Genomic DNA, 20,732 nt, shown 5'->3' on the forward strand with positions numbered 1-20,732 from the left:
CAGAAGCTTACAGCAGGTCGGGCGAATCCTATTCGCCACGACATGCTGTAGAGCGTCAGCGATTCAATGAACGATGAATCGCTCTACCTGGCGCCGCTCGGCGTCGAGCCGAAGCGGCGGCGGAAACAGCGGTTGAAATAGGAGACGTCGGAAAAGCCGCTCAAGAGCGCGATCTCGCTGACCCGCATGCGGTCGTTGCGCCGGTCGCGCAGCATGCGATGGGCTCTCTGCAAGCGCAGTTCGAGAATATGCTCGGCGAAACTGGAGCCCGTTTCCTGCAAGAGATCATGGACGTAGCGCGCGGAAAGCCGCAAATGCTGGGCGATGTGCTGGGCCGAGATGCCGGGATCGGCGAAATTGTCCCGCATCTTCTGCAAGATTGCTTGCAGCCTTGCCGCGCGCAGGCCGCGCACGCCGGCCAGCTCGGCGATCTCGCCCTTGGCGCCCGTCGCCAGCCCGATAAGGTCGACGATCGTCTCGGTGGCGTGGGCGACAAGATCGGGCGAGAGCAATGCCGGTCCCGCTTCCAGGAAGCCGCAATAGCGCTTGAGCATGTCGAGCGCTTCATTGTCGGCGCCGATGGTCAGCGCCAGGCGATCCTCGACACGGGCGAAGGCATTTTCCAGGATTTCGCGGGGCACCACGACATTGGTCCAGACATTGCGGTCGCCGCCGGTCATTTCCAGCGCTTCCGAAGCCGAGACCAGCGCGCCTTCGCCCCTGCCGATGCTGTAGTCGCGGCCGGTCTGCACGCCGCTCAGCCTGGTTTCGCCGTCGTTGACCAGCAGCAGATAGCCGTCGCGGCCGTCATCGGCGATGTTGCGTGTCTTGCGGCTGGCATGCCTGATCGTCCCGGCCATCCGCCCGAGCACCAGCGGCCCGATGGCTGTGGCTTCGATATCCGCCTGGAACCGCACGTTGCCGGAGATGGCGTATTCGACCGACCATATCTCCGCCACATGGATGTCTTGCCAGAGCGCGAAGCGCGCGCGGTCGTCGAGATGCGGCGGCAGGTCGACCGATGAGAAGACGTTCTTTTTCAACGAGCAACCGGCCTCCCTGAAGCCGCACCGTATTGGACCGATTTGCCTCTTGTCCAGAGCCGGCGCCATTCATGCCTTGCAGGACAATTTCAGTGCCGCCCAGGTCAAGAATCCGATCGGATACGCCGCCCCGGCGTGTGAATTTCCAAAATACCCGGAGTGCGGGATGGGAATCACCCGGCCTCGCCTGGCGCGGCAACCGCCGTCACGGCCCAGTGTGTGTTGAGGTTCAGGTCAGGCCGAGCCGGAGTCGAAGACGGGCGCGAAGCGACCAAACTAGGCGGATTCCGAGAACCGGAGCGGAGCGTACGTTTGGGTATGTGAGCACCGGAAGCGCAGGAAGCCGGCATTTGCAGGCCGACCTCACCTGAAGATCAATACACCCTAGAACGTGATCTTCACGGAAGCCGCGCTGCGGTTGGCCGGGCCGTGGTGGACGGCCTCGATGTTGTTGCCGTCCGGGTCGAGCAGGAAGGCGGCATAATAGCCGGGATGATAGGGCCGCTCGCCCGGCGCGCCGTTGTCCGTGCCGCCGGCCGCCAGCCCGGCTTCGTAGAAGGCATCGACCATGGCGTGATCCCTGGCCTGAAAGGCCAGATGATGACGGCCGGTCAGCTTTCCCAGTGCGGCCCGGCTGTCGGCGCTGGAGATGAACAATTCGTCGGCCCAGAAATAATCCTCGCCGATGCCCCCGATCGGGACACCAAGCACCTGGAAGAGCGCCTCGTAGAAACGCCGGCTGGCGGGAAGGTCCCTGACCACGAGCTGGAGGTGGTCGATGAGCCGGCCGCGATGCAATTCCTGGGTTTCCATGAAGGCTCCTCCTCGCAAGGCCTCGAATTTAGGCCCGGGCGGCAGGGCGTCAACGCGGGGGCGTGCATCTGCTGACAACCAGCGACAATTTTTCGGGACCCGATGGAACTTTTCGGCTGACGGCAAGTTTGGTGGCGCGGCGGGAGGGAATTGCGATTGGATTGTTTTCAGAGGCTTGAAGCGCTCGTCGACAGCGCCGATGCAGGCTGCATTGAAGAAGCGAACGCATTGCTGCTCCGGTTCAAGGACAGGTCCGAAAAGACGGCGCGGACCATCGACGAGTTCATGCTGGACTTCAAGACGTTGGTCTTCGTCATCGAGGCCGGCGAAGAAGGTTTCCAAAAACCAGTCCGCAAGCTTGCCCGCGCCAGGCTTGCGAAGCTCAAGCAGTTGGTGAAGGTGCCGGCTTAGGCTGCGAGCCTAGCCCTTGAGCAGCGCCGCCAGCCGCGGGATGCCCTCGCTCACCGCGCGGCGGTCGGCCAGCGTGAAGGAGAGCCGCAGCGTGTTGCGGCCGGTGCCGTCGGCGTAGAAGGCATTGCCAGGCACGAAAGCGACGCGCGCCTCCTTCACCGACCGTGCCAGGAGTTCCGTGGCATCAGCCCCTTCAGGTAGCGTCATCCAGACGAACATGCCGCCTTCCGGGTGGCTCCAGGTCACGCCCTTCGGCATGTTGGCCTCAAGCGCGCCAAGCAGGCCGTCGCGGCGCTCGCGATAGGCGCCGATGAGCTTTTCCACCTGGCCGTCGAACACGGATTCGGCGACGCGGTGCATCACCATCTGGTTGACCGACGGGCTGTGCAGGTCCGAAGCCTGCTTCATCAGCACCAGCTTTTCGATCACGTGGCGCGGCGCGCAGACCCAGCCGACGCGCATGCCCGGCGACAGGATTTTCGAGAACGAACCGCAATAGAGCGTGCGCGCCTTGTCGATGCCGCCGGACCTGATGCAGTCGAGCGCCAGGATCGGCGGCACGCCTTCGCCGTCATAGCGTAGCGCGCGGTAGGCGGCGTCCTCGATGACGGCGATGTCGAGCTCGCCGGCAAGGTCGAGCACGGCCTCGCGCTGCTTTCGGTCCAGCGTGTTGCCGGTCGGATTGGCGAAATCGGGCACCAGATAGGCGAATTTCACCCTGCCGCTCTCTTTCGAAAAAGTGCTGGGGGTGGCGGCAGCGGCGCGATAGGCGTCGGGCGTCATGTTGCCGCCTTCGGGCCGCAGCCGGTCGTAGCGCGGTTCGTAGGCGTTGAAGGCCTGCAGCGCGCCGAGATAGGTCGGCCATGTCACCAGCGCGGTATCGCCCGGCGACAGGAACAGCTTGCCCAGATAATCCAGCGCCTGCTGCGAGCCGGAGGTGATGAAGATGTTGGCCTCGTCGCAGGCAATGCCGAGCTTGCCCATCTGTCCGGCAAGCCAGCGGCGCAGCGGCAGATAGCCTTCCGAGACCTGGTATTGCAGCGCCGCCCCGGCTTCCGCGCCACCGAGCACATCGGCATAGGCATCGCGGATGGCATCCGCCGGAAACAGCGCCGGGTCCGGGATGCCACCGGCAAACGAGATGATGTCGGGCTGGTCGAGCAGCTTCAACAGCTCGCGGATTTCAGAGGCCTTCATGCGCGACGAGCGCGAGGCCAGGAGGTTCAAAAGGCTCAAGACACGCCTCCCCAGACGTTTTTACAATAGGTCAATCTAGCTGACCTATATCCGCTTTGCCGGGCGATTTGAATAGTGCCTGAAAGGCTTCCGCTATGCGCCAGTCGCCGCCAAGCCGCTTGGCGTCGCGGCTGACGCATAGGGGGAGAACTGTTACCTATGTATCCGGTCCATTCTGTTACCCACCTATCGGCTGGACAGCTGTCGCAACCTCGGCGCCTATTCCGCGAAGCCGACATTGGCGAAATGGGTGATTACGGTATCTTTCTTCCCGTCACTATACGGGGAGAAATGTCCGGCAGGACAATGAGGGGCGGCGCAACGATCGAGACTCAATCAGCATCAGCCGCCGGCTTAGCCTTGCCGCATTGCGCCAGCACCTTGCCGATGGCGCCGCTCGAGCCCTTCAGCGGAAAACTGACATCGCCATATTTGGCCGCGCTGACCGAGACCTCCCCCTTCGAGCGCAGGAGATCGAGCAGCGGGTCTGCCTTGCCCAGATCGACCACGAAATAATTGTACATCGCCTCCAGCTGCAGCGTTTTCGTCACCGTCTTGCCGTCGGCCTTGAAATCGAACGAACCGCTGATGCCCGGTTCCAGCTGCGGGCCGCTGGCACCCAGGTCGTAGCTCAGCACCGGATTGTCGAAACAGGTCAGCATCAGTTGCGCGTCGCCTTTCGGCCCGCCGCAGACGGAAGCCGTCAGCACCCTGCCGCCCTCGTCTTCTTCCATCTTCGCGCTCCAGCCGCAGGACGCGGCAAAAACCGGCTGCGCGCCGAGCAAAGCCGCCAAGGCACCCGCGGCAACGACATATCTTCTCATGACTTCCCTCCGGGCATTTGCAGCACTCGCCGCCAGCATATAGGAAAAGCCGTGGAATGGCATTGCATGTGCGGCAAGGCGGTGCCTCGGAGAGAGCGGTGTTGAGAGTTCGCCTGTGTCTTCTGACAACCGCGCTGGTGGCCTTGCCGCTCGCGGCGCACGCCGAGTGGAAGCCGGTCGAGAAGGTCGAGACCTACGCCATTTCAGGCCAGTCCGGGCTCGAGCTCTACCGATCGATCGGCCAGAACGGACCGAATGTCGGCATTGCCCACGCCATTGCGTTCACCAATTTCAAGCTGACCTGGGGGGTCAGGGACTACAAGCCCAGCGGCAAGGGCTGCGTGCTGACGGCGGCGAAGCCGAAACTGATCATCACCTACACCTTGCCAAGCCCCTCCGCGCCGCTGCCGCCGGCCGTCCAGAAAAGCTGGGAGGTGTTCATCGCCGGCGTCAGTGCCCATGAAAAGGTCCATGGCGCCAGTATGATACAAATGGTCCATGACATCGAGGCCGCGACAGACGGCCTGACCGTTGCCGACGATCCCAAATGCAGCAAGACCAGGGCCGAGGTAATCCGTCGGCTCGACGCCATCTCGAAGGCGCGGGTGCAGGCAAGCCGCGATTTCGACCGCGTCGAACTCGGCCAGGGCGGCAATCTGCAGAAGCTCATTCTTGCGCTTGTGAATGGCGGCTGAGAAGGCCACCGCGCCCTGCGGCGCGGCGGCATGTCCGCGGTCCGCTCCGGCCTACCGGCTGAGGTCCAGCGCCGCGCTCAGATCCCCCATCGGCGGCTCGCCATTGGCGGCCAGCGCCTTGTCGCGGGCGACGATGCCGGTCAGCACCGGAAGATCGTAGCGCGCGGTAATGAAGCGCAGGATCGAGGTGGTGTCGTATTGCGTGTGGTCGACCGTGCCCATCTTCGCATAAGGCGAGACTATGAAGGCCGGGATGCGGTTGCCCGGGCCCCAGCGATCGGCCTTGGGCGGCGCAACGTGATCCCAGAAGCCGCCATTCTCGTCATAGGTGAGGACCACCAGCATGTGGCTCCATTGCGGGCTTTTCTCCAGATGCGAGACGACGTCGGCCAGATGCTGGTCGCCGCTGGCCACGTCGGCATAGCCGCCATGCTCGTTGAGATTGCCTTGCGGCTTGTAGAAGGTGACGGCCGGCAGCTTGCCATCGTCGATCGCCTTGATGAATGCGGCGCCGTCCAGGCCACCGTCCCTGAGATGCTCGGTGCGCGCGGCGGTGCCCGGAGCGTAAGCCGCGAAATAGTTGAACGGTTGGTGGTGGAACTGGAAATTCGGCACCGGCGTCGCGTTCTTGCCGTCGAGCGCCGTCTGCCAGGCGCCGGCGTACCAGGCCCAGTCGACCCCCTTCAGCGACAGGAGATCGCCGATGGTGATGTCGTGCTGCGGCGGCAGCGTGGTCGGCGCGGCCGGGTCGGCGAGCGTCTTGTCGCCACCCTCGACCGGTTTGTTGGCGCTCGGCTGATAGGGCGGCTGCATGGTGTTGACGGCATGGAAGTCGGGCGTGATGGCGCCGTCATTGACGAATTTCGGCACGCCGCCAAGTGCGGAGCCCGGCGAATTGTCGGCAACCTTCAACGTCGTGCCGTCTGCCTCGACCACGGCGATCTGGCCCTTGATCGGACTGGTATCGGCATGCGGATAGACAGGCGTACAGGCACAGGCGAGCTGGAAATGGTTGAGGAAGGAGCCGCCGAAGGCGCCCTGGAAGAAATTGTCGGCCAGCACATACTTCTTCGCTACCTGCCACATCGGCAGGATCGAGCCGTCATAGTGACCCATGACCAAGCCGCCGGAATCGGCCCAGGCGACGAATTTGTCGTTCTTGCCGCCGTCGATCTGCATCTGCTCCTGGTAGAAGCGGTGCCACAGATCGTGGGTGATGACGTTGGTGCCTTCGTTGAAGCCCTTGGGGTCGTCGATGGCGAAGGGGGCGTTGGCGAGATGCGCGGTCTGCGCCTCGGTCACCGCGGGCGTGACGCCTTTTCCGGTCAGCCCGCCCCAGGCTGGCGGCAGCTCGGTGAGCGGCTTGGCGTCGCGGTCGAGCTGGCGCGCCTGGTCGGCCGAGACATTGGCGAGCCCATTGGCGCCGGGGAAGCCGCCATAGAGATTATCGAAGCTGCGGTTTTCGGCATAGATGACGACGACGGTGTCGATCTTGTCGAAACCCGGAGGGGCGGCATTGGCCGCAACGGGAATCAAGGCCGAACCGGCCAGACAGAAGGAAGTGAGGAGCTTGAGCCTCGTCATGGGAAGACCTCGTGGCTTGACTGTGGCTAGAGGGGCTGTGGTGCAGCTAACGTGGATGCCTTGTCACCTTTGTGACATCTGCCGCCGCGGCGAACACGGTTTCGTGAGCGCCCGAACCGGTCATCAATCCGTTGCACTCCATTCTTATTTCCCGGCCAAAGCGGACCATGCCCCATGACCAGAAGACGATGGAAAAGCAGGGCGATCGCGATTGCCGCGATCTCGACCTTTGGCTTTGCCGCGCCCGCGAATACAGCGGACGGCGTCCATCCCGGGCCGCTATCGCGCGCGCAGGCGTTTGCGCGCGCCGAGGCGCTGACCGCTTTGGGGCGAAAAATGTTCTACGACCCGGCGCTGTCGGCCTCTGGCAAGCAGGCCTGCTCGTCCTGCCATGATCCGCGCCATGCCTTCAGCCCGGCCTCGGCCTCGCCGGTCGAGATGGGCGGGCCGCATCTCGACCTGCCCGGCGTGCGCGCGGTGCCGTCGCTGCGCTATCTCCAGGCCGCTCCCGCCTTCACCGAGCATTTCCATGATTCCGAGGACGAGGGCGACGAGAGCGTCGACAACGGACCAACCGGCGGCCTGACCTGGGACGGCCGTGCCGACCACGGCAACGACCAGGCGAAAATCCCTCTGCTCTCGCCCTTCGAGATGGCAAACAAGGATGAAGCAGCCGTCTCCGCCTCCCTGCGCAAGACCGCCTATGCCGATGACTTCAAGGCCGTGTTCGGGCAGGATGTCTTCGACCGCCCGGGCGACGCCTTCGACGCCGCCGCCGAGGCGCTTGGCACATTCGAGCAGAGTGCCACCGATTTCTACCCCTATTCCAGCCGCTACGACGCCTTCCTCGCCGGCAAGGCGACGCTGTCGGCGCAGGAACTGCATGGCCGCGAACTCTTCGAGGACGAGGCGAAAGGCAATTGCGCGTCGTGCCACCTCAGCGAACCGGCCAATGACGGCGAACCGCCGCAATTCACCGATTTCGGCCTGATCGCCATCGCGGTGCCGCGCAACCCGGCCATCCCCGCCAATGCCGACCCCGCCTATGCCGATCTCGGCCTGTGCGGCCCGCTACGCACCGATTTCCATGGCCGGAGCGACTATTGTGGCCTGTTCAAGACGCCGACGCTGCGCAATGTCGCGCTGCGCAAGAGCTTCTTCCACAACGGATATTTTCACACGCTGCGCGACGCCGTCGCCTTCTACGCCAGCCGCGACACCGACCCCGGCCGCTGGTATCCCAGGAACGCCGACGGCACGATCAGGCAATATGACGATCTGCCAAAGGCTTACTGGAGAAATCTCAACCAGGAACCGCCCTTCGACGGCAAGAAACCCGGCGACAAGCCGGCGCTGACCGACGCCGAAATCAACGACATCGTCGCGTTTCTGCAGACGCTCACCGATGCGGATCAGGTAGCGAAGCCGTCGCAGTGAATGCGTGGCACGGATAACGCAGAGCTAGTTCTTAATAGCCAATTCCGAACGCAGCCGGGCCACTTCCGCGAGCAATGCCGGAATATCCTGCCGTGCCGCGGCAATGAAGTCTTGATCGGCGTTGGTGGCTCCCAACAATTCTATGTCGGCATCGCCTCCGGTTCCGATCATATTCGACCCCGAAGTGTGATCGCGACCCTCGATCCAGGACTTCCATGGCCCTGGTGTGGCACGTAAGCATCGCTCTGCAATTTCCTTGAGTTCCTGCTCTTCCATAATCCATCCCGGGCGTCAGAGGTGCTGCCAGATCACCTTCAGCGGTGAACCCATGGCTTGTTCAATCGTCCGCAACTGTTCACTGCTTACGGAGTTCACGCCCGGACTGATGACCGTAAGCGCACAAACGCCAAACGCCGCCGGCCAGACGTAGCGCAGATCGTTCAGCGAGGTCGGTCTGTGGCAGCATGGCGTGGTGACCGAAAGGTCCTCGAAGCGCGACTCAGCCGCCTGGTTCATCGCGTCGCCCCACCATTCCTCGATATCGCTGCCGCAAAACGGACAATGGACGCTTTCCGTATTGGCTCCGGCGTCGAAGAAAGTCACCCCTTGCTCGTATTCGACAGCAATATGTCCTGCCACCGGGAACAGCCCGTGCGCAGCATTCACAGCCGCAGTCGCCGCGTGTTGAGCCGGATACCAGCGTGGATCATAGGGCACCAGTCGCAGGTAGTTGTCAGACATTGCTCTCTCCCTCTCGGGCCCAAGGATGAGCGTTCAACCAATAGCATGCAACAGCCGCGAGACGGTTCAGGCTCGATAACGAGTCTCGTTCCTTGGCGGCCCCGCTGTCCCGGCGGCGTCTACAAAAATTTTGTGTCGCGATATTCGGCTTGAGCCCCTGCCGTCACAGCGCCCGGATGACGCCTCCATCCACTCGGATGTTCTGACCAGTGATATAGCCAGCGCCCTCGGATGCCAGGAAGGCGATGTCGCGGCGATCTCCTCGCTCGTCCCGTAGCGCTGCATCGGGACCGTTGCCGCGGCGCCCTTCGGTCGCTACGCGGTGGGCACGGTCCCGCCGTCGATGACGTATTCCGTGCCGTGGATCGAGGCGGCGCGCGGGGACGCAAGAAAGGCGACGAGTTCGGCGACCTCCTCCGGCAAGGCGGGGCGGCCGATCGGGACGCCGCCGAGACTGGCCATAAGCGTCTGGCGGGCGCCCTCGAAATCGGTGCCGCTCCTGGCCGCCAGCGCCTCGATCAGACCGACCGCGCCTTCGGTCTGGACCCAGCCGGGCGCCACCCTGACCACGCGCACGCCCTTCGGCCCGACCTCCTTGGACAGGGCCTTGCTGTAGTTCGACAGCGCGGCCTTTGCCGCCGCGTAGGCAATGGTGGCTTCGGGGAGCGGCAATTGCCTCTGGATGGAGGTGATGTGGACGATGGCGCCGGAGCCTTGCCCGATCATCGATGGCAGCAGGCCGCGATCGATCCGCACCGCCGCCAGCAGGTTGATGTCGAGCGCCCGCTGCCAGATGCCGTCATCGAGAACCGCAAAGCCGCCCGCCGGCGCCGACGAACCACCGACCACGTGGACGATGATGTCGACGCCGCCGAGCCGGTCGAGCGTGGCCTGGACGACCGTCGCGCAGCCTTGCGCCGTGCCGATGTCGGCAGCCACGAACAGGGCCGGCGTGATCGGTTCGTCGGGGCGGGCGCGTGCCGTCACCAGGACCGTCGCACCGGCTCCGCGCAACCGATGCGTGACGGCCGCGCCTATGCCCCTTGTGCCGCCGGTGACAAGCACTCTCTTGCCGGCGAATTCCATCTCGTGCCGCATCGCTCGCTCTCCGTCAGCCGATTTCAAGCGCGCTGATCCGTCCCTGCCCATCCAGGCCGAAGCGGTAGGTCAGGACGACAGGGCTGCCTGGAAACGTGCCGGAAACCTTGGCCGAGACCACCGTACGGTCGTGCTCCCGGCGCATGTCGAGCGGTTCGACGGCGACCTTGTATTTGGCGACCGTTTTCTCCTTCCAGGCGCGGATCGCCGCTCTCCCGACGATGTCCTCATTCTCGTCGTGAACTCTGGCGTCGGGGGCGAAACAGGCGACCATGGCGTCGATGTCATGCGCGTTTTGCGCGGTGAAGTATCGGCTGAGCGTGGCTGGCAAAGCAGGCGTCATCGGACTCTCCCGTCTGAGGATGTTTCCTGCTCCGGTATTTGATGGTAGCCTGTCGATATGGCAAGAACCGACAAAAAAGTAGGGTACTCACCTACAGGTAAGCTGGAGGATGTGACCCCAGACATGGCGGCGACCGGCGTCGAGGCGGCGTTGCGCATGCTGGAAGGCCGATGGAAGATGGTCATCATCTTCCATCTCTTCGATCGCGGCACCTTGCGTTTTTCGGAACTGGAACGCGCCATTCCGGCCGTCTCGCAGAAAATGCTGATCCAGCAGCTGCGCGAGCTCGAGCGCGACGGCATCGTCTCGCGGACGATCTATCCCGAAGTGCCTCCGAAAGTGGAATACAGCCTGACGCAGTGGGGCCAGGCGCTATGCCCGGCGCTCGACATGCTGCTCGAATGGGCGGCGCTGAGGAAATGAACCGAGGCCTTCCCTTCCTCCACCTCACAACGCGCGGATCACGCCCCCGTCAACGCGAATGTTCTGCCCGGTGATGTAACCCGCGCCATCCGAAGCAACCGCGCCCGGAAAAACGGCGAAAGAAGGACATCGTCATTAGGGCTTCCTAAACCGCTCTGGGGTATCCTTGCCAATCGATGGTAGGACGCCGATGAACGCATTCGGGCGAGCAGTCGGATTTGTTGTGATCCTTGTCACCGGCGCAGCAATGCTGGTGGCTTTGCACATCGATGCCCAGCGGGATTACGCGCTTGCCAGGGAACGCTATCTGGAAAACTCCCGGGCGGCATCGCGCGCGACCGCCAAGACCGTCGAAGACGCCTTGCGATCCGTCTATGAAAATGTCCGGACCCTAACCTATCTGCCAAGCGTCAGGAACCTCGACCGGCACGGCACCAATCTGGGCGACGAAGGCCGTGCGACCATCCAGCAGATCTACAATAACCTCGCTAACAACGTCTCCATTTCCGAGGTCTACTTCCTGCCGCTGGATTTCGACCCGGACCGCTTCGACGCCGTGACCGGCAAGCTCGAGGAGCCGATCCTCCAGTTCGACCAGTTGATCGTGAATGCCAGGGCAAGGTCAGACGCCGCCGCGGACACGAAGCCCGTCAAGCTGGATGACAATTCCCTGACCCGTCCGCCCGAAGAAGTTGAAACCTATGAATACCATGAGCTGGTCAAACAGCTTGCCTGGCTGAAGGCGAACTATCCCAATTCCAGCAACATCGACGGGCTGGATGTGCCGGTCATCGGCACGAAGGAACTCATCACCTGCGACAACACCGATTTCATCCATACCGGCAATGACGCGGATCGCTCCGGCTTCATTCTTTCGGTCCCGGTCTTCGGCCAGGATGGCAGACTGCGCGGCTCCGTCTCGGCGATCATGCTCACCTCGGCGTTGAGGAAATTGTTGCCGAGCAGCGACTATGTCATCGTCAATTCAGGTTACGGGTTCGAATCCGACCAGCACAAGATGTCGACGGCCCTGGCGGCTGATTCCCACGCCTTCACGGCGGCGGACCCCAATCTGATCTATTCCGAAGTCCTCCCGCTCTCGCTCAACGATCCTAGAAGTGCCTGGCGCCTCTGGGCCGGTTTTCCCAACGGCAGATTCGACGACAACATGGACGCCCTCGCCGTGCGGGAATTCGAATTGGCCAGCTACGCGGCGGTCGCGGTCGTCACGCTGCTGGCGCTGGCCTGCTGGTATGCGATCGGGCGCACGATGACGATGCAGGCCGATGCCGCCGAGACCCTGGAGCGGCGAGTCGAGGAACGCACCATCGAGATCCAGCACCTAGCCACGCACGACATCCTCACCGGCCTGCCCAACCGGGGTCTGTTGGCCGGCACGATGGACGAGGCGCTGAAAAGCCTCAGGGAGGGCGAGAAACTGGCCGTCCATTGCGTCGATCTCGACCGTTTCAAACCGGTCAATGACACGCTCGGCCATCCGATCGGCGACCGGCTCCTCAGTGAAGTGGCGAGGCGCCTGCAGCAGCAGGCCGGTGAGACCGCCATGGTGGCCAGAATCGGCGGCGACGAATTCGTCATTCTCCAGCTCTTGCTCGATGACAACGACGAGGCCGGCGTGCTGGCGAGCCGCGTAATTCACGCCCTGGCCGGCGAATTCTTGATTCAGGGCCACAAGATCAACATTGGCAGCAGCATCGGCATCGCCGTCTTCCCGGACGATGGGCAAAGTTCGGAAATCCTCATCCGCAATGCCGACCTTGCCTTGTACAAGGCCAAGATGGAAGGCCGCGGGACCTGCAGGTCATTCGAGGCAGGAATGGACGCAAGACTGCAGGAACGGCGCCAGCTCGAGTCCGAGCTCGCTCTCGGTGTTGCGAACGAGCAGTTCGTCTTGCACTATCAACCGCTACATGACGCACAGACCTCGGAACTGACGGGCTTCGAAGCGCTGGTGCGATGGGAGCATCCGCGCCTCGGCCTGCTCCAACCATTGGAGTTTATCCAGATGGCCGAGGAAACGGGCGTCATCGAGGCGCTTGGCGAGTGGATCTTGAGGCGCGCCTGCACCGATGCCGCGAAGTGGCCCGCGACCATCAAGGTCGCGGTCAATCTCTCGCCGGCCCAGTTCAAACAGCAGGCGCTGCCTCTTCAGGTTGCCTCGGCGCTCGCGGCCTCGGGCCTGCTGTCGTCACGGCTCGAGCTGGAAATCACCGAGTCGGTGCTGCTTGCGCACAATGAAAACACGATAAAGACGCTCCACAGCCTGCGGGACCTGGGCATAAGCATAGCCATGGACGATTTCGGCACCGGCTATTCCTCGCTGAGCTATCTCAGGTCGTTCCCGTTCAACCGCATCAAGATCGACCGTAGCTTCGTCAGCCTGATGTGCGAGAGCAGCGAAAGCCGAGCGATCGTCAAGGCCGTTGCCGAACTCGGCACGACGCTCGGCATGACCACGACCGCGGAAGGCGTCGAGACCGAGGACCAGTACAGGCTGGTCAAGGAAAATGGTTGCACGGATGTCCAAGGCTGGTTCTTCGGCCGCCCAATGCCGTGCTCCGAGGTTCATAGACTTTTCGAAAGGCAAAATGCCTTGAGCGCGTAGGCGATGCGGCGCGCTTCTGGTCTGTCGATGCCCTTGATCGCGCCGAAGGAGCCAGTGCCGGCTCCCTCTCCCGGTCGAAGCCTCACAGCGCCCTGATAACCCCACCATCCACGCGGATGTTCTGCCCGGTGATGTAACCCGCGCCTTCCGAAGCCAGGAAGGCGATGGTGGCGGCAATCTCCTCGCTCGTCCCGTAGCGCTGCATCGGCACGTTGTCGCGACGCTCATCCGTGGCGGGCAGGCTGTCGATCCAGCCGGGCAGCACATTGTTCATGCGCACATTGTCGGCCGCGTAGGTGTTGGCGAAAATCTTGGTGTAGGCGGCAAGGCCGGCGCGGAACACGGCCGAGGTCGGGAACATCGCGTTCGGCTCGGCCACCCAGGCCGTCGAGATGTTGATGATGGCGCCACCCTTCTGCTTGACCATCAGCGGCGCCACGATACGCACCGGCCGGATGACGTTCATCAGGTAGACATCCATGCCGGTGTGCCACTGCTCGTCCGTGATGTCCAGGATCGGCGCGCGCGGCCCATGGCCACCGCTGTTGACCAGCACGTCGATGCGGCCATAGCGCTCCAGCGTCAAGTCGGCGAGACGCTGCAAATCGTCGTTCGACTGATTGGAGCCGGTGACACCGAGCCCGCCAAGCTCCTTGGCCAGCGCCTCCCCCTTGCCGGACGACGACAGGATCGCGACCTTGAACCCATCCACCGCCAGGCGCTTCGCCGCCGCCGCCCCCATGCCGCTGCCACCAGCGACGATGACGGCTGTCTTTTCTGAATTCATTGGGTTTTCCTTTTTGGGTTCGGCAAAACTGCAACCGGCATGGCCGACGCTGAGGCACCGTATAGCCGGTTTCCTCAGCCAGTTCGAACCGGAAAGGCTGAATCCAGGTTGCAGAAAAACTCAATGCGAGCCGCCGGCGCCCGGTCAGCCCGCAATGGCCGCCGCAACCGTTGTTGCTGATACAGCGGATCGCACTATCTCTGCTCTCGCCGATTTCCGAACTCACCCGGAGGACTGCGTGATGAACGACGACGAAAAAGCCATCAGGCAAGTGGTCGACACCTGGATGACTGCCAGCAAAAGCGGCGATCTGGCGACCGTGCTTTCGCTCATGACCGACGACGTGATCTTCACGGTTCCCGGCCAGGAGCCGTTCGGCAAGGCGGCCTTTGCCAAAGCGTCGCAAGGCATGGCTGACGCAAAGATCGACGGAACGAGCGAAATCCTCGAACTGCAACTGCTTGGAGACTGGGCCTTTATCCGCAACCGCATTGAAATGAGCGCCACCTCGCCGGATGGCAGCATCCATCGGTCGGGATATACGCTGACGCTCCTGCGCAAGGAGAAGGACGGCCAATGGCGGCTTGCGCGCGATGCAAACCTCGTTACGACGAAAAAAGAGGAGACGCAGGATCGGCAATGAGGCATCCGAGATCGATGGCGGGATCGCCTCCGGAAGGCATTGATAGCCACGCAAATTAGCGCCCGGCGTGCGACGGCGGCAATCGCCCCTACCCCTCGACCGTCTCCAGCACACTGAGCAGCGTGCCTTCCATGTCGGGCTCGTCGCCGGAGCAGACGCACAGCATCTCGGCGTCGCCCTCGCCGACCGAGAGATAGGCGTGGCCCATGGTGGAATCGATGTAGACGCTCTCGCCCTCCTTCAGCCGCACCGGGGCGTACTGGTCGGTGTGCAGTTCGATCTCGCCCTTAAGCACGATCAGGAATTCCTCGCCGGCATGCCGGGTCAGCGGGCCGAATTCTTCCGGCGTGCGGGCGCGCGCATAAGCATGAATCGGCACCATGCGTTTGCGCACCAGGTCGGTGGCGAGATATCGGTAGTCGTAGTTGCGGGTGAGTTGGCGCAGCGTGTTGGATTGCGAAGTCACCGAGCGGCGGGTGCGCGCCGCCGGCTGCTTGCGGTCGCCGCTGAGCAGTTCCGTCACATGGATGCCGAGCCCTTCGCAGATCTGCAGGAGCTTGTCGTAGCTCAGCGACATCTGGTCATTCTCGACTTTGGACAGCGTCGACACCGCGACGCCGGTGAGCGTGCTGACCTCCTGCAAGGTCCAGCCATGGGTTTTTCTCAAGGCACGCAGACAATCACCGAGGTTCGGCTGCTCCGACATTGTCAGCTCCATGGCGCGGCGGTCGGGCCGCTTCTCCACTCTAGGTATTCGAACTCCCCGCCGTCATCAACAACACCAACAATTTTCTTATACGCTAAATATTGACTGGATACGAAATTATTTTTACGACTGATGGATGCAGTCGAACTCTCCCACGAAGATCGTCGTCATCGGCGGCGGCATCGCCGGCCTCTCGCTTGCCGCCGAGGCAGCGGACTGGGCCAATGTCATCCTTATCGAGCGCGAGCCCCATCTCGGCTATCACGCCAGCGGCCGCTCGGCGGCTCTGTTCACCGAGACCTATGGCAACCGGCTGGTGCGCGGACTGACGCTGGCCAGCCGGCAGGCGATCGTCGAGGGCGGCTTCGTCGCCCATCGGCGTGGCGCGCTGCATGTCGGATGGACTGGGGACGACGACGCCATCGACCGGCTGGCCGGCGAATTGCAGGCGCTGGTGCCAAGTGTGCGCCGCCTGTCGGCGGCCGAACTCCATGCACTCGTTCCGGTCATTGCCAGCGAAAACACCTGCGGCGGCGTCTATGAGCCGGACGCGGTGGATGTCGACACGGGCAAGATGCTGGGGTCCAGCGCCTCGGCGCTCAAAGCCGGCGGCGGCATCATCCGCACCGGCGAGGCGGTCCGCGCCATCTCACGCGACGGCAGCGCTTTTCGGGTTGAAACGAGCGCTGGCGTCTATCCCGCCGACATCGTCGTCAACGCCGCCGGCGCCTGGGTCGATGTCGTCGCCGGCATGGCGGGGCTTCCGGGGCTCGGCTTCCAGCCGAAACGGCGCACCGCCTTCCTGTTCGATCCGCCCGCCGGCATGGACATCGCCAATTGGCCGCTGGTGGTCGACTTGCACGAACAATTCTACTTCAAGCCCGATGCCGGCAGGCTGATCGGCTCGCTCGCCGACGAGACGGATTCCGAGCCTTGCGACGCCTGGCCGGAAGACATCGACGTCGCCATCGCCGTCGACCGCATCGAACAGGCGACTTCGATGCGCATCGGCCGCCCGTCGACGCCATGGGCGGGCCTGCGCACCTTCGCGCCCGACCGCACGCCGGTCGCCGGCTTCGACCCGCGCCTGCCCGGCTTCTTCTGGCTCGGCGGCCAGGGCGGCTATGGCTTCCAGGTCTCGCTGACGCTGGCCAGGCTAAGCGCGGCCCTGATGCGCGGCCAGTCCATCCCCGGGGATGTCGCGGCACTCGGCGTCACCGCGGCGGCGCTGGCGCCGGACCGCTTCCTGGCCCCGGCGGCCGCCCCATGAATTTCCGGCCCTTTCCTCAAACCCGTAAAGTGTCATCAGGAGCGTTTGCGATGAAATCCACCGTTCTGCGCACAGTGCTTGCCACATCCCTTCTGGCCTCATCCACCCTTCTCGGCGGGCAGGCCTTTGCCAAGACGCTGGTCTATTGCTCGGAGGCCAATCCCGAGACCTTCAACCCGGCGATCGGCATCGCCGATTCCACCATGGACGCCGCCGCCAAGACGATCTTCAACCGGCTGGTCGAGTTCAAGCCGGGCACCACCGAGGTCGGGCCGGCGCTGGCCGAAAGCTGGGATGTCTCTTCGGATGGCAAGACCTACACCTTCCATCTCAGGCATGGCGTGAAATTCCAGTCGAACGAGCATTTCACGCCCTCGCGCGACTTCGATGCCGACGACGTGCTCTACACCTTCAACCGCCAGCGCGACGCCAACAATCCCTATCACAAGCTCGGCGGCGGCGCTTACGAGTACTTCAACGCGCTCGGCATGGGCACGCTGATCGACAGAATTGAGAAGGTCGACGACTACACCGTACGCTTCACGCTGACGGCGCCCAACGTCACCTTCCTCGCCGGGCTGGCGCTCGACTATCTCTCGATCCTGTCGCTGGAGCAGACCGAAAAGATGGTCGCGGCCGGCACGCCGGAGCTGATCGACAGCATGCCGGTCGGCACCGGTCCGTTCGTGCTTCAGGCCTATGTGCCCGACAGCCAGGTCCGCTACGCCGCCAACAAGGATTACTGGCGCGGCGCGCCGAAGATCGACACGCTGGTCTTCGCCGTCACGCCCGAGCCGACCACCCGCGTCGAGCGCATCAAGGCCAATGAATGCCAGGTCGCCGCGCCGCCGCCGCCGAGTGCTGTCGCCGACCTGCGCAGCGATCCCGACATCACAGTGCTGGATCTCAAGGGCCAGAACATCGGCATCCTCGGCTTCAATGTCGAACACCAGCCGCTGGGCGACGTGCGCGTGCGCACGGCACTGGCCAAGGCCATCGATCGCAAGGCGATCGTCGATGCGGTCTATGCCGGCGCCGGCACGGTGGCCGGTAGCGTCGTGCCGCCGGCGCAACTCGGTGCCGTGACCGATGCCGGCATCGACTATGACCCCGATGGCGCGAAGAAACTGCTGAAGGAAGCCGGCCACGAAAGCGACCTCAAGGTCAGCCTGTGGGCGATGCCGGTGTCGCGTCCCTACAACCCCAACGCCAAGCGGATGGCCGAGATGATCCAGGCCGACTGGGCGAAGGTCGGCGTGCACTCAGAAATCGTCAGCTTCGAATGGGGCGAATATCTCAAGCGCACCGCGGCGGGCGAGCAGGACACCTTCCTGCTCGGCGGCAGCAGCGACAATGGTGATCCCGACAACATGCTGAGCTACCTCCTGTCATGCGACGGCGTGAAGGGCGGCTCCAACCGTTCGCGCTGGTGCGACAGGGATTTCGAGAAACTGCTGGACGAGGGCCGCGTCGCCGCCGACCCGAAGGAGCGCGCCGCGATCTACGGCAAGGCACAGGCGATCCTGAAGGCAGAGGTGCCGGTGGCGCCGATCGCCCATTCGATGGTGGCGATCCCGATCCGCAAGAGCGTGCTCAACTACGTACTCGATCCCTTCGGCCGGCAGAATTTCGCCGCCGTCGACCTGGCGGAGTAGAGCGGAGCGCCGCCCTTCCCTTCTCCCCTTGTCGGAGAAGGGAAGAACGAAGCGACAAAGCGAGACCACCATGCCAAAAGACCTGAAAACTCTCCTCGACACCTACCTCGCCGATGGCGCGGTTGGTGCTTCGCTCGCCTACTCGACAGGCGCCACACCAACCGCCCTCACCGCGGGCCTCGCCGACCGCGCGCATGGCACATCAGTCACGTCGGACCAGTTGTTCAAGATCGGCAGCTGCACCAAGACCTTCGTCGCCGCCGCGCTGGTGAAGCTCGCCGAAACCGGCAAGCTCGATCTCGGCGCGCCGATCTCCTCCTGGTTCCCGGACCTGCCGGGCGCCAGGGATATTTCGGTGCGCCAGCTCATCAATCATCGCAGTGGGCTGCCGGAATTCGAATATTACATCTCGATGGACCCGGGCCGGCAATGGACGCCCCAGCAGCTGGTCGACATTGCCTTCGCTTCCGACAAGCAGAAGGTGCCGGGCGGACCCGCCGTCTACAACAACACCGGCTATGTCCTGGCCGGCATGGTGATCGAGGCCGTCACTGGCCAGTCGCTGGGCGCCTATGTCAGAAGCGCGGTCCTTGAGCCGCTCGGGCTGAAGAATACCTGGTCGCCTGCCACCGAAGTCTTTCCGGAAAAATCGATGGTGCGCGGCTATTACCACCGGCCGCCGCCGGCGCCGAACGCCCCCACCGACATCGCCTCGGGCGGCGAGATGTGGCGCATGGACGGCGTGCTGTCCTATTCCGATGAGCTGCAGGACTCCTCGGACTCCTTCCCGTTCGGCGCCGCCTATGGCTGCGGCGACATGGTGTCGACGCCATCCGACATGCTGGGTTTCATGCGCGGCCTGTTTTCTGGGAAGCTATTGTCATCGCCGTTCTTCGCCGAGATGTTCGAACACCGTGTGCCGGCGAGTTTTCCAGGCACCCGCATGCGGGAAACCGGCGCGGGCATGTTCCAGAGCGCCTATGCCGACCGCGCCTTCTATGGGCACCAGGGCAGCATTCCGGGCTACGTCGCCGTCATGCTGCACGACCCGGAGGCGGACCTGACCATCGCCATGACCAGCAATGTCGGCTCTGGCAATCGCCTCTCCTTCCAGGCCAGCGGCCTGCACCCGGTGGTCGATCAGGCGATCCGGATCATTCTCGATTGACCGCGTTCAGCCGCCCTGTCCGGACGATGGATCGGGCAGGCCCGGCAGCATCTGGCTCAGCACGCGGTCGCGAAGGAAGACGTGATGGAAGATGGCTGCGGCCGCGTGCAGGCCGGCGAGCCACATGATGACATCGCCAAGCTTACCATGGATGTCAGCCAGTGGAGCGCCCCAGGTGCCCGAGAACGGACCGATGGCGCCAAGGCCGTACACCGTGACCGGATGCCCGCCAAACCATGCGCCGAGCATGGCGGTCGCCGGGACGGCGAACAGCAGGGCGTAGAGCGCCCAGTGCGTTGCCTTCGAAGCAACCTCCATCCAGGTGGGCATGGCCGGCGCGTCGGGAATGCGATCGAAAAGGCGCCAGACCAGGCGAATGACCAGCAGACAGAAAACCGAGAAGCCAAGCGATTCGTGCAGCAGCAATGTCGATGCCCTGGCCGTCGAGTAGACGCGTTCGGGCGGACCGCCGGCGGATACGAGGAAAGCGGCGAGCACCAGCAACGCCGTCAGCCAATGGAGAGCCTGGGCAACGCGCCCATAGCGGGTTGTGGTACCGGACAATGACATGCGAGAGCTCCAAAACGGCAGGACATCTCCCCTCGCCCTCGAATGTGGCCTTATTTCAGCTGGTCCTCAAGTCACATGGGTTTGCTGAGCGGCGGGCATTGCTGTGTTCGCTGGCGGCGCTGCCTGACGGGAACTAACTCCTAGCCTTGCTCCGTCCAGACCAGACGCAGCAGGCGAAGCAGCGTTGCCCGCTCCTTGGCTGTCAGCCGATGCAGGAACCGGTCTTCATGCCGGCGAACCTGGCGCCGCCATCCGGGCATGGCTTTCCTCGCGGCCGGTGTCAGGGTCAGCACCTGCACGCGCTTGTCGTCCGCATGGTCGTCGCGCTCGACCAGCCCCCGCCCTTCGAGCTCGGCAAGCAGCGGCGCCATGTTGGCGCTCTTCATGCCAAGCTGGCGGCAGAGTTCGGCGGCACGGATGCCGGGTTGTTCGTCGATCAGCGCCAGCATGCCGTAGGTGACCGGGCGCAGCGCCGCGTCGGCGAGCTCGACGGCGAAATCGCTCAAGGCCAAAGTCGAGGCACGCCTGAGATTGTAGCCGATCTGCGCGTCGAGCGCGTCTTCGGCCATCGCCCCTGATGCACTGGGATCGGGCTGCGCACTGGGATCGGCGTCAATTTCGGTCTCATCCATGCTTGAACCGATCGCCGCGATCAAAGC

General features: G+C 63.7%; 22 protein-coding genes and 1 pseudogene. 9 read left to right on the forward strand and 14 right to left on the reverse strand.

From position 1 onward, the window contains the following. Positions 1-83: 83 nt before the first annotated feature. Positions 84-1,043 (reverse strand): AraC family transcriptional regulator, encoded by a 960-nt coding sequence (locus tag C7I87_RS01685; RefSeq protein WP_149902557.1) that lies wholly within the window; start codon positions 1,041-1,043, stop codon positions 84-86. A 384-nt stretch (positions 1,044-1,427) separates the two neighbouring features. Next, complete coding sequence (locus C7I87_RS01690) at positions 1,428-1,856, reverse strand: VOC family protein (protein WP_149902558.1); 429 nt, start codon at positions 1,854-1,856, stop codon at positions 1,428-1,430. Between the two features lie 156 nt (positions 1,857-2,012). Here C7I87_RS01690 and C7I87_RS01695 point away from each other — a divergent pair, with 156 nt between their 5' ends. Next, the gene (locus C7I87_RS01695) at positions 2,013-2,267 is read left to right on the forward strand and encodes a hypothetical protein (RefSeq protein ID WP_246696127.1); all 255 of its coding nucleotides are present in this window, start codon (positions 2,013-2,015) and stop codon (positions 2,265-2,267) included. Positions 2,268-2,276: 9 nt separating this feature from the next. On the opposite strand, the gene C7I87_RS01700 is transcribed toward C7I87_RS01695, so the two are convergent. Continuing rightward, the gene (locus C7I87_RS01700; protein WP_188393687.1) at positions 2,277-3,464 is read right to left on the reverse strand and encodes an aminotransferase-like domain-containing protein; all 1,188 of its coding nucleotides are present in this window, start codon (positions 3,462-3,464) and stop codon (positions 2,277-2,279) included. A 371-nt stretch (positions 3,465-3,835) separates the two neighbouring features. Next, positions 3,836-4,327: a hypothetical protein gene (locus C7I87_RS01705; RefSeq protein ID WP_246696128.1), complete on the reverse strand. Its 492-nt coding sequence runs from the start codon at positions 4,325-4,327 to the stop codon at positions 3,836-3,838. A gap of 56 nt (positions 4,328-4,383) precedes the next feature. On the opposite strand from C7I87_RS01705, the gene C7I87_RS01710 reads away from it, so the two are divergent. Beyond that, a complete protein-coding gene (locus tag C7I87_RS01710) occupies positions 4,384-5,022 on the forward strand; it encodes a DUF922 domain-containing Zn-dependent protease (protein WP_188393679.1) in 639 nt (212 codons plus the stop codon). 51 nt (positions 5,023-5,073) lie between these two features. Here C7I87_RS01710 and C7I87_RS01715 read toward each other — a convergent pair whose 3' ends face one another. Then, entirely contained in the window at positions 5,074-6,606 is a 1,533-nt protein-coding gene (locus C7I87_RS01715; protein WP_149902560.1) for an acid phosphatase, read from the reverse strand. A gap of 174 nt (positions 6,607-6,780) precedes the next feature. On the opposite strand from C7I87_RS01715, the gene C7I87_RS01720 reads away from it, so the two are divergent. Next, positions 6,781-8,043 (forward strand): cytochrome-c peroxidase, encoded by a 1,263-nt coding sequence (locus C7I87_RS01720; protein ID WP_149902561.1) that lies wholly within the window; start codon positions 6,781-6,783, stop codon positions 8,041-8,043. 24 nt (positions 8,044-8,067) lie between these two features. On the opposite strand, the gene C7I87_RS01725 is transcribed toward C7I87_RS01720, so the two are convergent. The 5 genes and pseudogenes from C7I87_RS01725 to C7I87_RS01745 all read right to left on the reverse strand — a co-directional run bounded on the left by C7I87_RS01725 (position 8,068) and on the right by C7I87_RS01745 (position 10,225). Beyond that, complete coding sequence (locus C7I87_RS01725; protein ID WP_149902562.1) at positions 8,068-8,319, reverse strand: hypothetical protein; 252 nt, start codon at positions 8,317-8,319, stop codon at positions 8,068-8,070. Positions 8,320-8,334: 15 nt separating this feature from the next. Further along, a complete protein-coding gene (locus tag C7I87_RS01730; RefSeq protein WP_149902563.1) occupies positions 8,335-8,784 on the reverse strand; it encodes a hypothetical protein in 450 nt (149 codons plus the stop codon). Between the two features lie 163 nt (positions 8,785-8,947). After that, positions 8,948-9,078, reverse strand: a pseudogene (locus C7I87_RS35745) (SDR family oxidoreductase); the annotation flags it as partial. 21 nt (positions 9,079-9,099) lie between these two features. Next, positions 9,100-9,882 carry an SDR family oxidoreductase gene (locus C7I87_RS01740; protein WP_149902564.1) on the reverse strand — a complete coding sequence of 261 codons (783 nt, stop codon included), beginning with the start codon at positions 9,880-9,882 and terminating at the stop codon, positions 9,100-9,102. 13 nt (positions 9,883-9,895) lie between these two features. Next, on the reverse strand, positions 9,896-10,225 hold the full coding sequence (locus C7I87_RS01745) for a nuclear transport factor 2 family protein (protein ID WP_149902565.1): 330 nt from the start codon (positions 10,223-10,225) through the stop codon (positions 9,896-9,898). Positions 10,226-10,282: 57 nt separating this feature from the next. On the opposite strand from C7I87_RS01745, the gene C7I87_RS01750 reads away from it, so the two are divergent. Together C7I87_RS01750 and C7I87_RS01760 are read left to right on the forward strand one after the other, a co-directional pair. Further along, a complete protein-coding gene (locus C7I87_RS01750; protein ID WP_149902566.1) occupies positions 10,283-10,648 on the forward strand; it encodes a winged helix-turn-helix transcriptional regulator in 366 nt (121 codons plus the stop codon). Positions 10,649-10,871: 223 nt separating this feature from the next. Beyond that, complete coding sequence (locus C7I87_RS01760; RefSeq protein WP_246696130.1) at positions 10,872-13,274, forward strand: putative bifunctional diguanylate cyclase/phosphodiesterase; 2,403 nt, start codon at positions 10,872-10,874, stop codon at positions 13,272-13,274. Positions 13,275-13,356: 82 nt separating this feature from the next. Here the strand turns inward: C7I87_RS01760 and C7I87_RS01765 are convergent, their stop codons facing one another. Beyond that, complete coding sequence (locus C7I87_RS01765) at positions 13,357-14,061, reverse strand: SDR family oxidoreductase (protein ID WP_149902567.1); 705 nt, start codon at positions 14,059-14,061, stop codon at positions 13,357-13,359. On the opposite strand from C7I87_RS01765, the gene C7I87_RS35750 reads away from it, so the two are divergent. Then, positions 14,036-14,704, forward strand: a complete 669-nt coding sequence (locus C7I87_RS35750) for a YybH family protein (RefSeq protein ID WP_246696131.1) — start codon at positions 14,036-14,038, stop codon at positions 14,702-14,704. The genes C7I87_RS01765 and C7I87_RS35750 overlap by 26 nt on opposite strands. Before the next feature lie 88 nt (positions 14,705-14,792). Here the strand turns inward: C7I87_RS35750 and C7I87_RS01775 are convergent, their stop codons facing one another. After that, positions 14,793-15,410, reverse strand: coding sequence for a helix-turn-helix domain-containing protein (locus C7I87_RS01775; RefSeq protein ID WP_149902568.1), 618 nt, complete (start codon positions 15,408-15,410; stop codon positions 14,793-14,795). 136 nt (positions 15,411-15,546) lie between these two features. On the opposite strand from C7I87_RS01775, the gene C7I87_RS01780 reads away from it, so the two are divergent. The 3 genes from C7I87_RS01780 to C7I87_RS01790 all read left to right on the forward strand — a co-directional run bounded on the left by C7I87_RS01780 (position 15,547) and on the right by C7I87_RS01790 (position 19,503). Then, a complete protein-coding gene (locus C7I87_RS01780) occupies positions 15,547-16,680 on the forward strand; it encodes an NAD(P)/FAD-dependent oxidoreductase (RefSeq protein WP_149902569.1) in 1,134 nt (377 codons plus the stop codon). A 50-nt stretch (positions 16,681-16,730) separates the two neighbouring features. Next, positions 16,731-18,335: an ABC transporter substrate-binding protein gene (locus tag C7I87_RS01785; protein ID WP_149902570.1), complete on the forward strand. Its 1,605-nt coding sequence runs from the start codon at positions 16,731-16,733 to the stop codon at positions 18,333-18,335. 70 nt (positions 18,336-18,405) lie between these two features. Then, on the forward strand, positions 18,406-19,503 hold the full coding sequence (locus C7I87_RS01790) for a serine hydrolase domain-containing protein (RefSeq protein WP_149902571.1): 1,098 nt from the start codon (positions 18,406-18,408) through the stop codon (positions 19,501-19,503). 6 nt (positions 19,504-19,509) lie between these two features. On the opposite strand, the gene C7I87_RS01795 is transcribed toward C7I87_RS01790, so the two are convergent. Together C7I87_RS01795 and C7I87_RS01800 are read right to left on the reverse strand one after the other, a co-directional pair. Further along, a complete protein-coding gene (locus C7I87_RS01795) occupies positions 19,510-20,073 on the reverse strand; it encodes a cytochrome b (protein WP_149902572.1) in 564 nt (187 codons plus the stop codon). Between the two features lie 140 nt (positions 20,074-20,213). Then, complete coding sequence (locus tag C7I87_RS01800) at positions 20,214-20,705, reverse strand: MarR family winged helix-turn-helix transcriptional regulator (RefSeq protein ID WP_246696132.1); 492 nt, start codon at positions 20,703-20,705, stop codon at positions 20,214-20,216. Positions 20,706-20,732: the final 27 nt, after the last annotated feature.

The organism is Mesorhizobium sp. SARCC-RB16n, assembly GCF_008520305.1.
Classification (GTDB): Bacteria; Pseudomonadota; Alphaproteobacteria; order Rhizobiales; family Rhizobiaceae; genus Mesorhizobium.

Bases quoted from the DNA above. Each gene is read 5' to 3' on its own strand.
- C7I87_RS01690 (WP_149902558.1), bottom strand. From the start codon at position 1,856: ATGGAAACCCAGGAATTGCATCGCGGCCGGCTCATCGACCACCTCCAG.
- C7I87_RS01700 (WP_188393687.1), bottom strand. From the start codon at position 3,464: ATGAAGGCCTCTGAAATCCGCGAGCTGTTGAAGCTGCTCGACCAGCCC.
- C7I87_RS01705 (WP_246696128.1), bottom strand. From the start codon at position 4,327: ATGAGAAGATATGTCGTTGCCGCGGGTGCCTTGGCGGCTTTGCTCGGC.
- C7I87_RS01710 (WP_188393679.1), top strand. From the start codon at position 4,384: ATGGCATTGCATGTGCGGCAAGGCGGTGCCTCGGAGAGAGCGGTGTTG.
- C7I87_RS01715 (WP_149902560.1), bottom strand. From the start codon at position 6,606: ATGACGAGGCTCAAGCTCCTCACTTCCTTCTGTCTGGCCGGTTCGGCC.
- C7I87_RS01720 (WP_149902561.1), top strand. From the start codon at position 6,781: ATGACCAGAAGACGATGGAAAAGCAGGGCGATCGCGATTGCCGCGATC.
- C7I87_RS01725 (WP_149902562.1), bottom strand. From the start codon at position 8,319: ATGGAAGAGCAGGAACTCAAGGAAATTGCAGAGCGATGCTTACGTGCC.
- C7I87_RS01730 (WP_149902563.1), bottom strand. From the start codon at position 8,784: ATGTCTGACAACTACCTGCGACTGGTGCCCTATGATCCACGCTGGTAT.
- C7I87_RS01740 (WP_149902564.1), bottom strand. From the start codon at position 9,882: ATGCGGCACGAGATGGAATTCGCCGGCAAGAGAGTGCTTGTCACCGGC.
- C7I87_RS01745 (WP_149902565.1), bottom strand. From the start codon at position 10,225: ATGACGCCTGCTTTGCCAGCCACGCTCAGCCGATACTTCACCGCGCAA.
- C7I87_RS01750 (WP_149902566.1), top strand. From the start codon at position 10,283: ATGGCAAGAACCGACAAAAAAGTAGGGTACTCACCTACAGGTAAGCTG.
- C7I87_RS35750 (WP_246696131.1), top strand. From the start codon at position 14,036: ATGACGGCTGTCTTTTCTGAATTCATTGGGTTTTCCTTTTTGGGTTCG.
- C7I87_RS01765 (WP_149902567.1), bottom strand. From the start codon at position 14,061: ATGAATTCAGAAAAGACAGCCGTCATCGTCGCTGGTGGCAGCGGCATG.
- C7I87_RS01775 (WP_149902568.1), bottom strand. From the start codon at position 15,410: ATGTCGGAGCAGCCGAACCTCGGTGATTGTCTGCGTGCCTTGAGAAAA.
- C7I87_RS01780 (WP_149902569.1), top strand. From the start codon at position 15,547: ATGCAGTCGAACTCTCCCACGAAGATCGTCGTCATCGGCGGCGGCATC.
- C7I87_RS01785 (WP_149902570.1), top strand. From the start codon at position 16,731: ATGAAATCCACCGTTCTGCGCACAGTGCTTGCCACATCCCTTCTGGCC.
- C7I87_RS01790 (WP_149902571.1), top strand. From the start codon at position 18,406: ATGCCAAAAGACCTGAAAACTCTCCTCGACACCTACCTCGCCGATGGC.
- C7I87_RS01795 (WP_149902572.1), bottom strand. From the start codon at position 20,073: ATGTCATTGTCCGGTACCACAACCCGCTATGGGCGCGTTGCCCAGGCT.
- C7I87_RS01800 (WP_246696132.1), bottom strand. From the start codon at position 20,705: ATGGATGAGACCGAAATTGACGCCGATCCCAGTGCGCAGCCCGATCCC.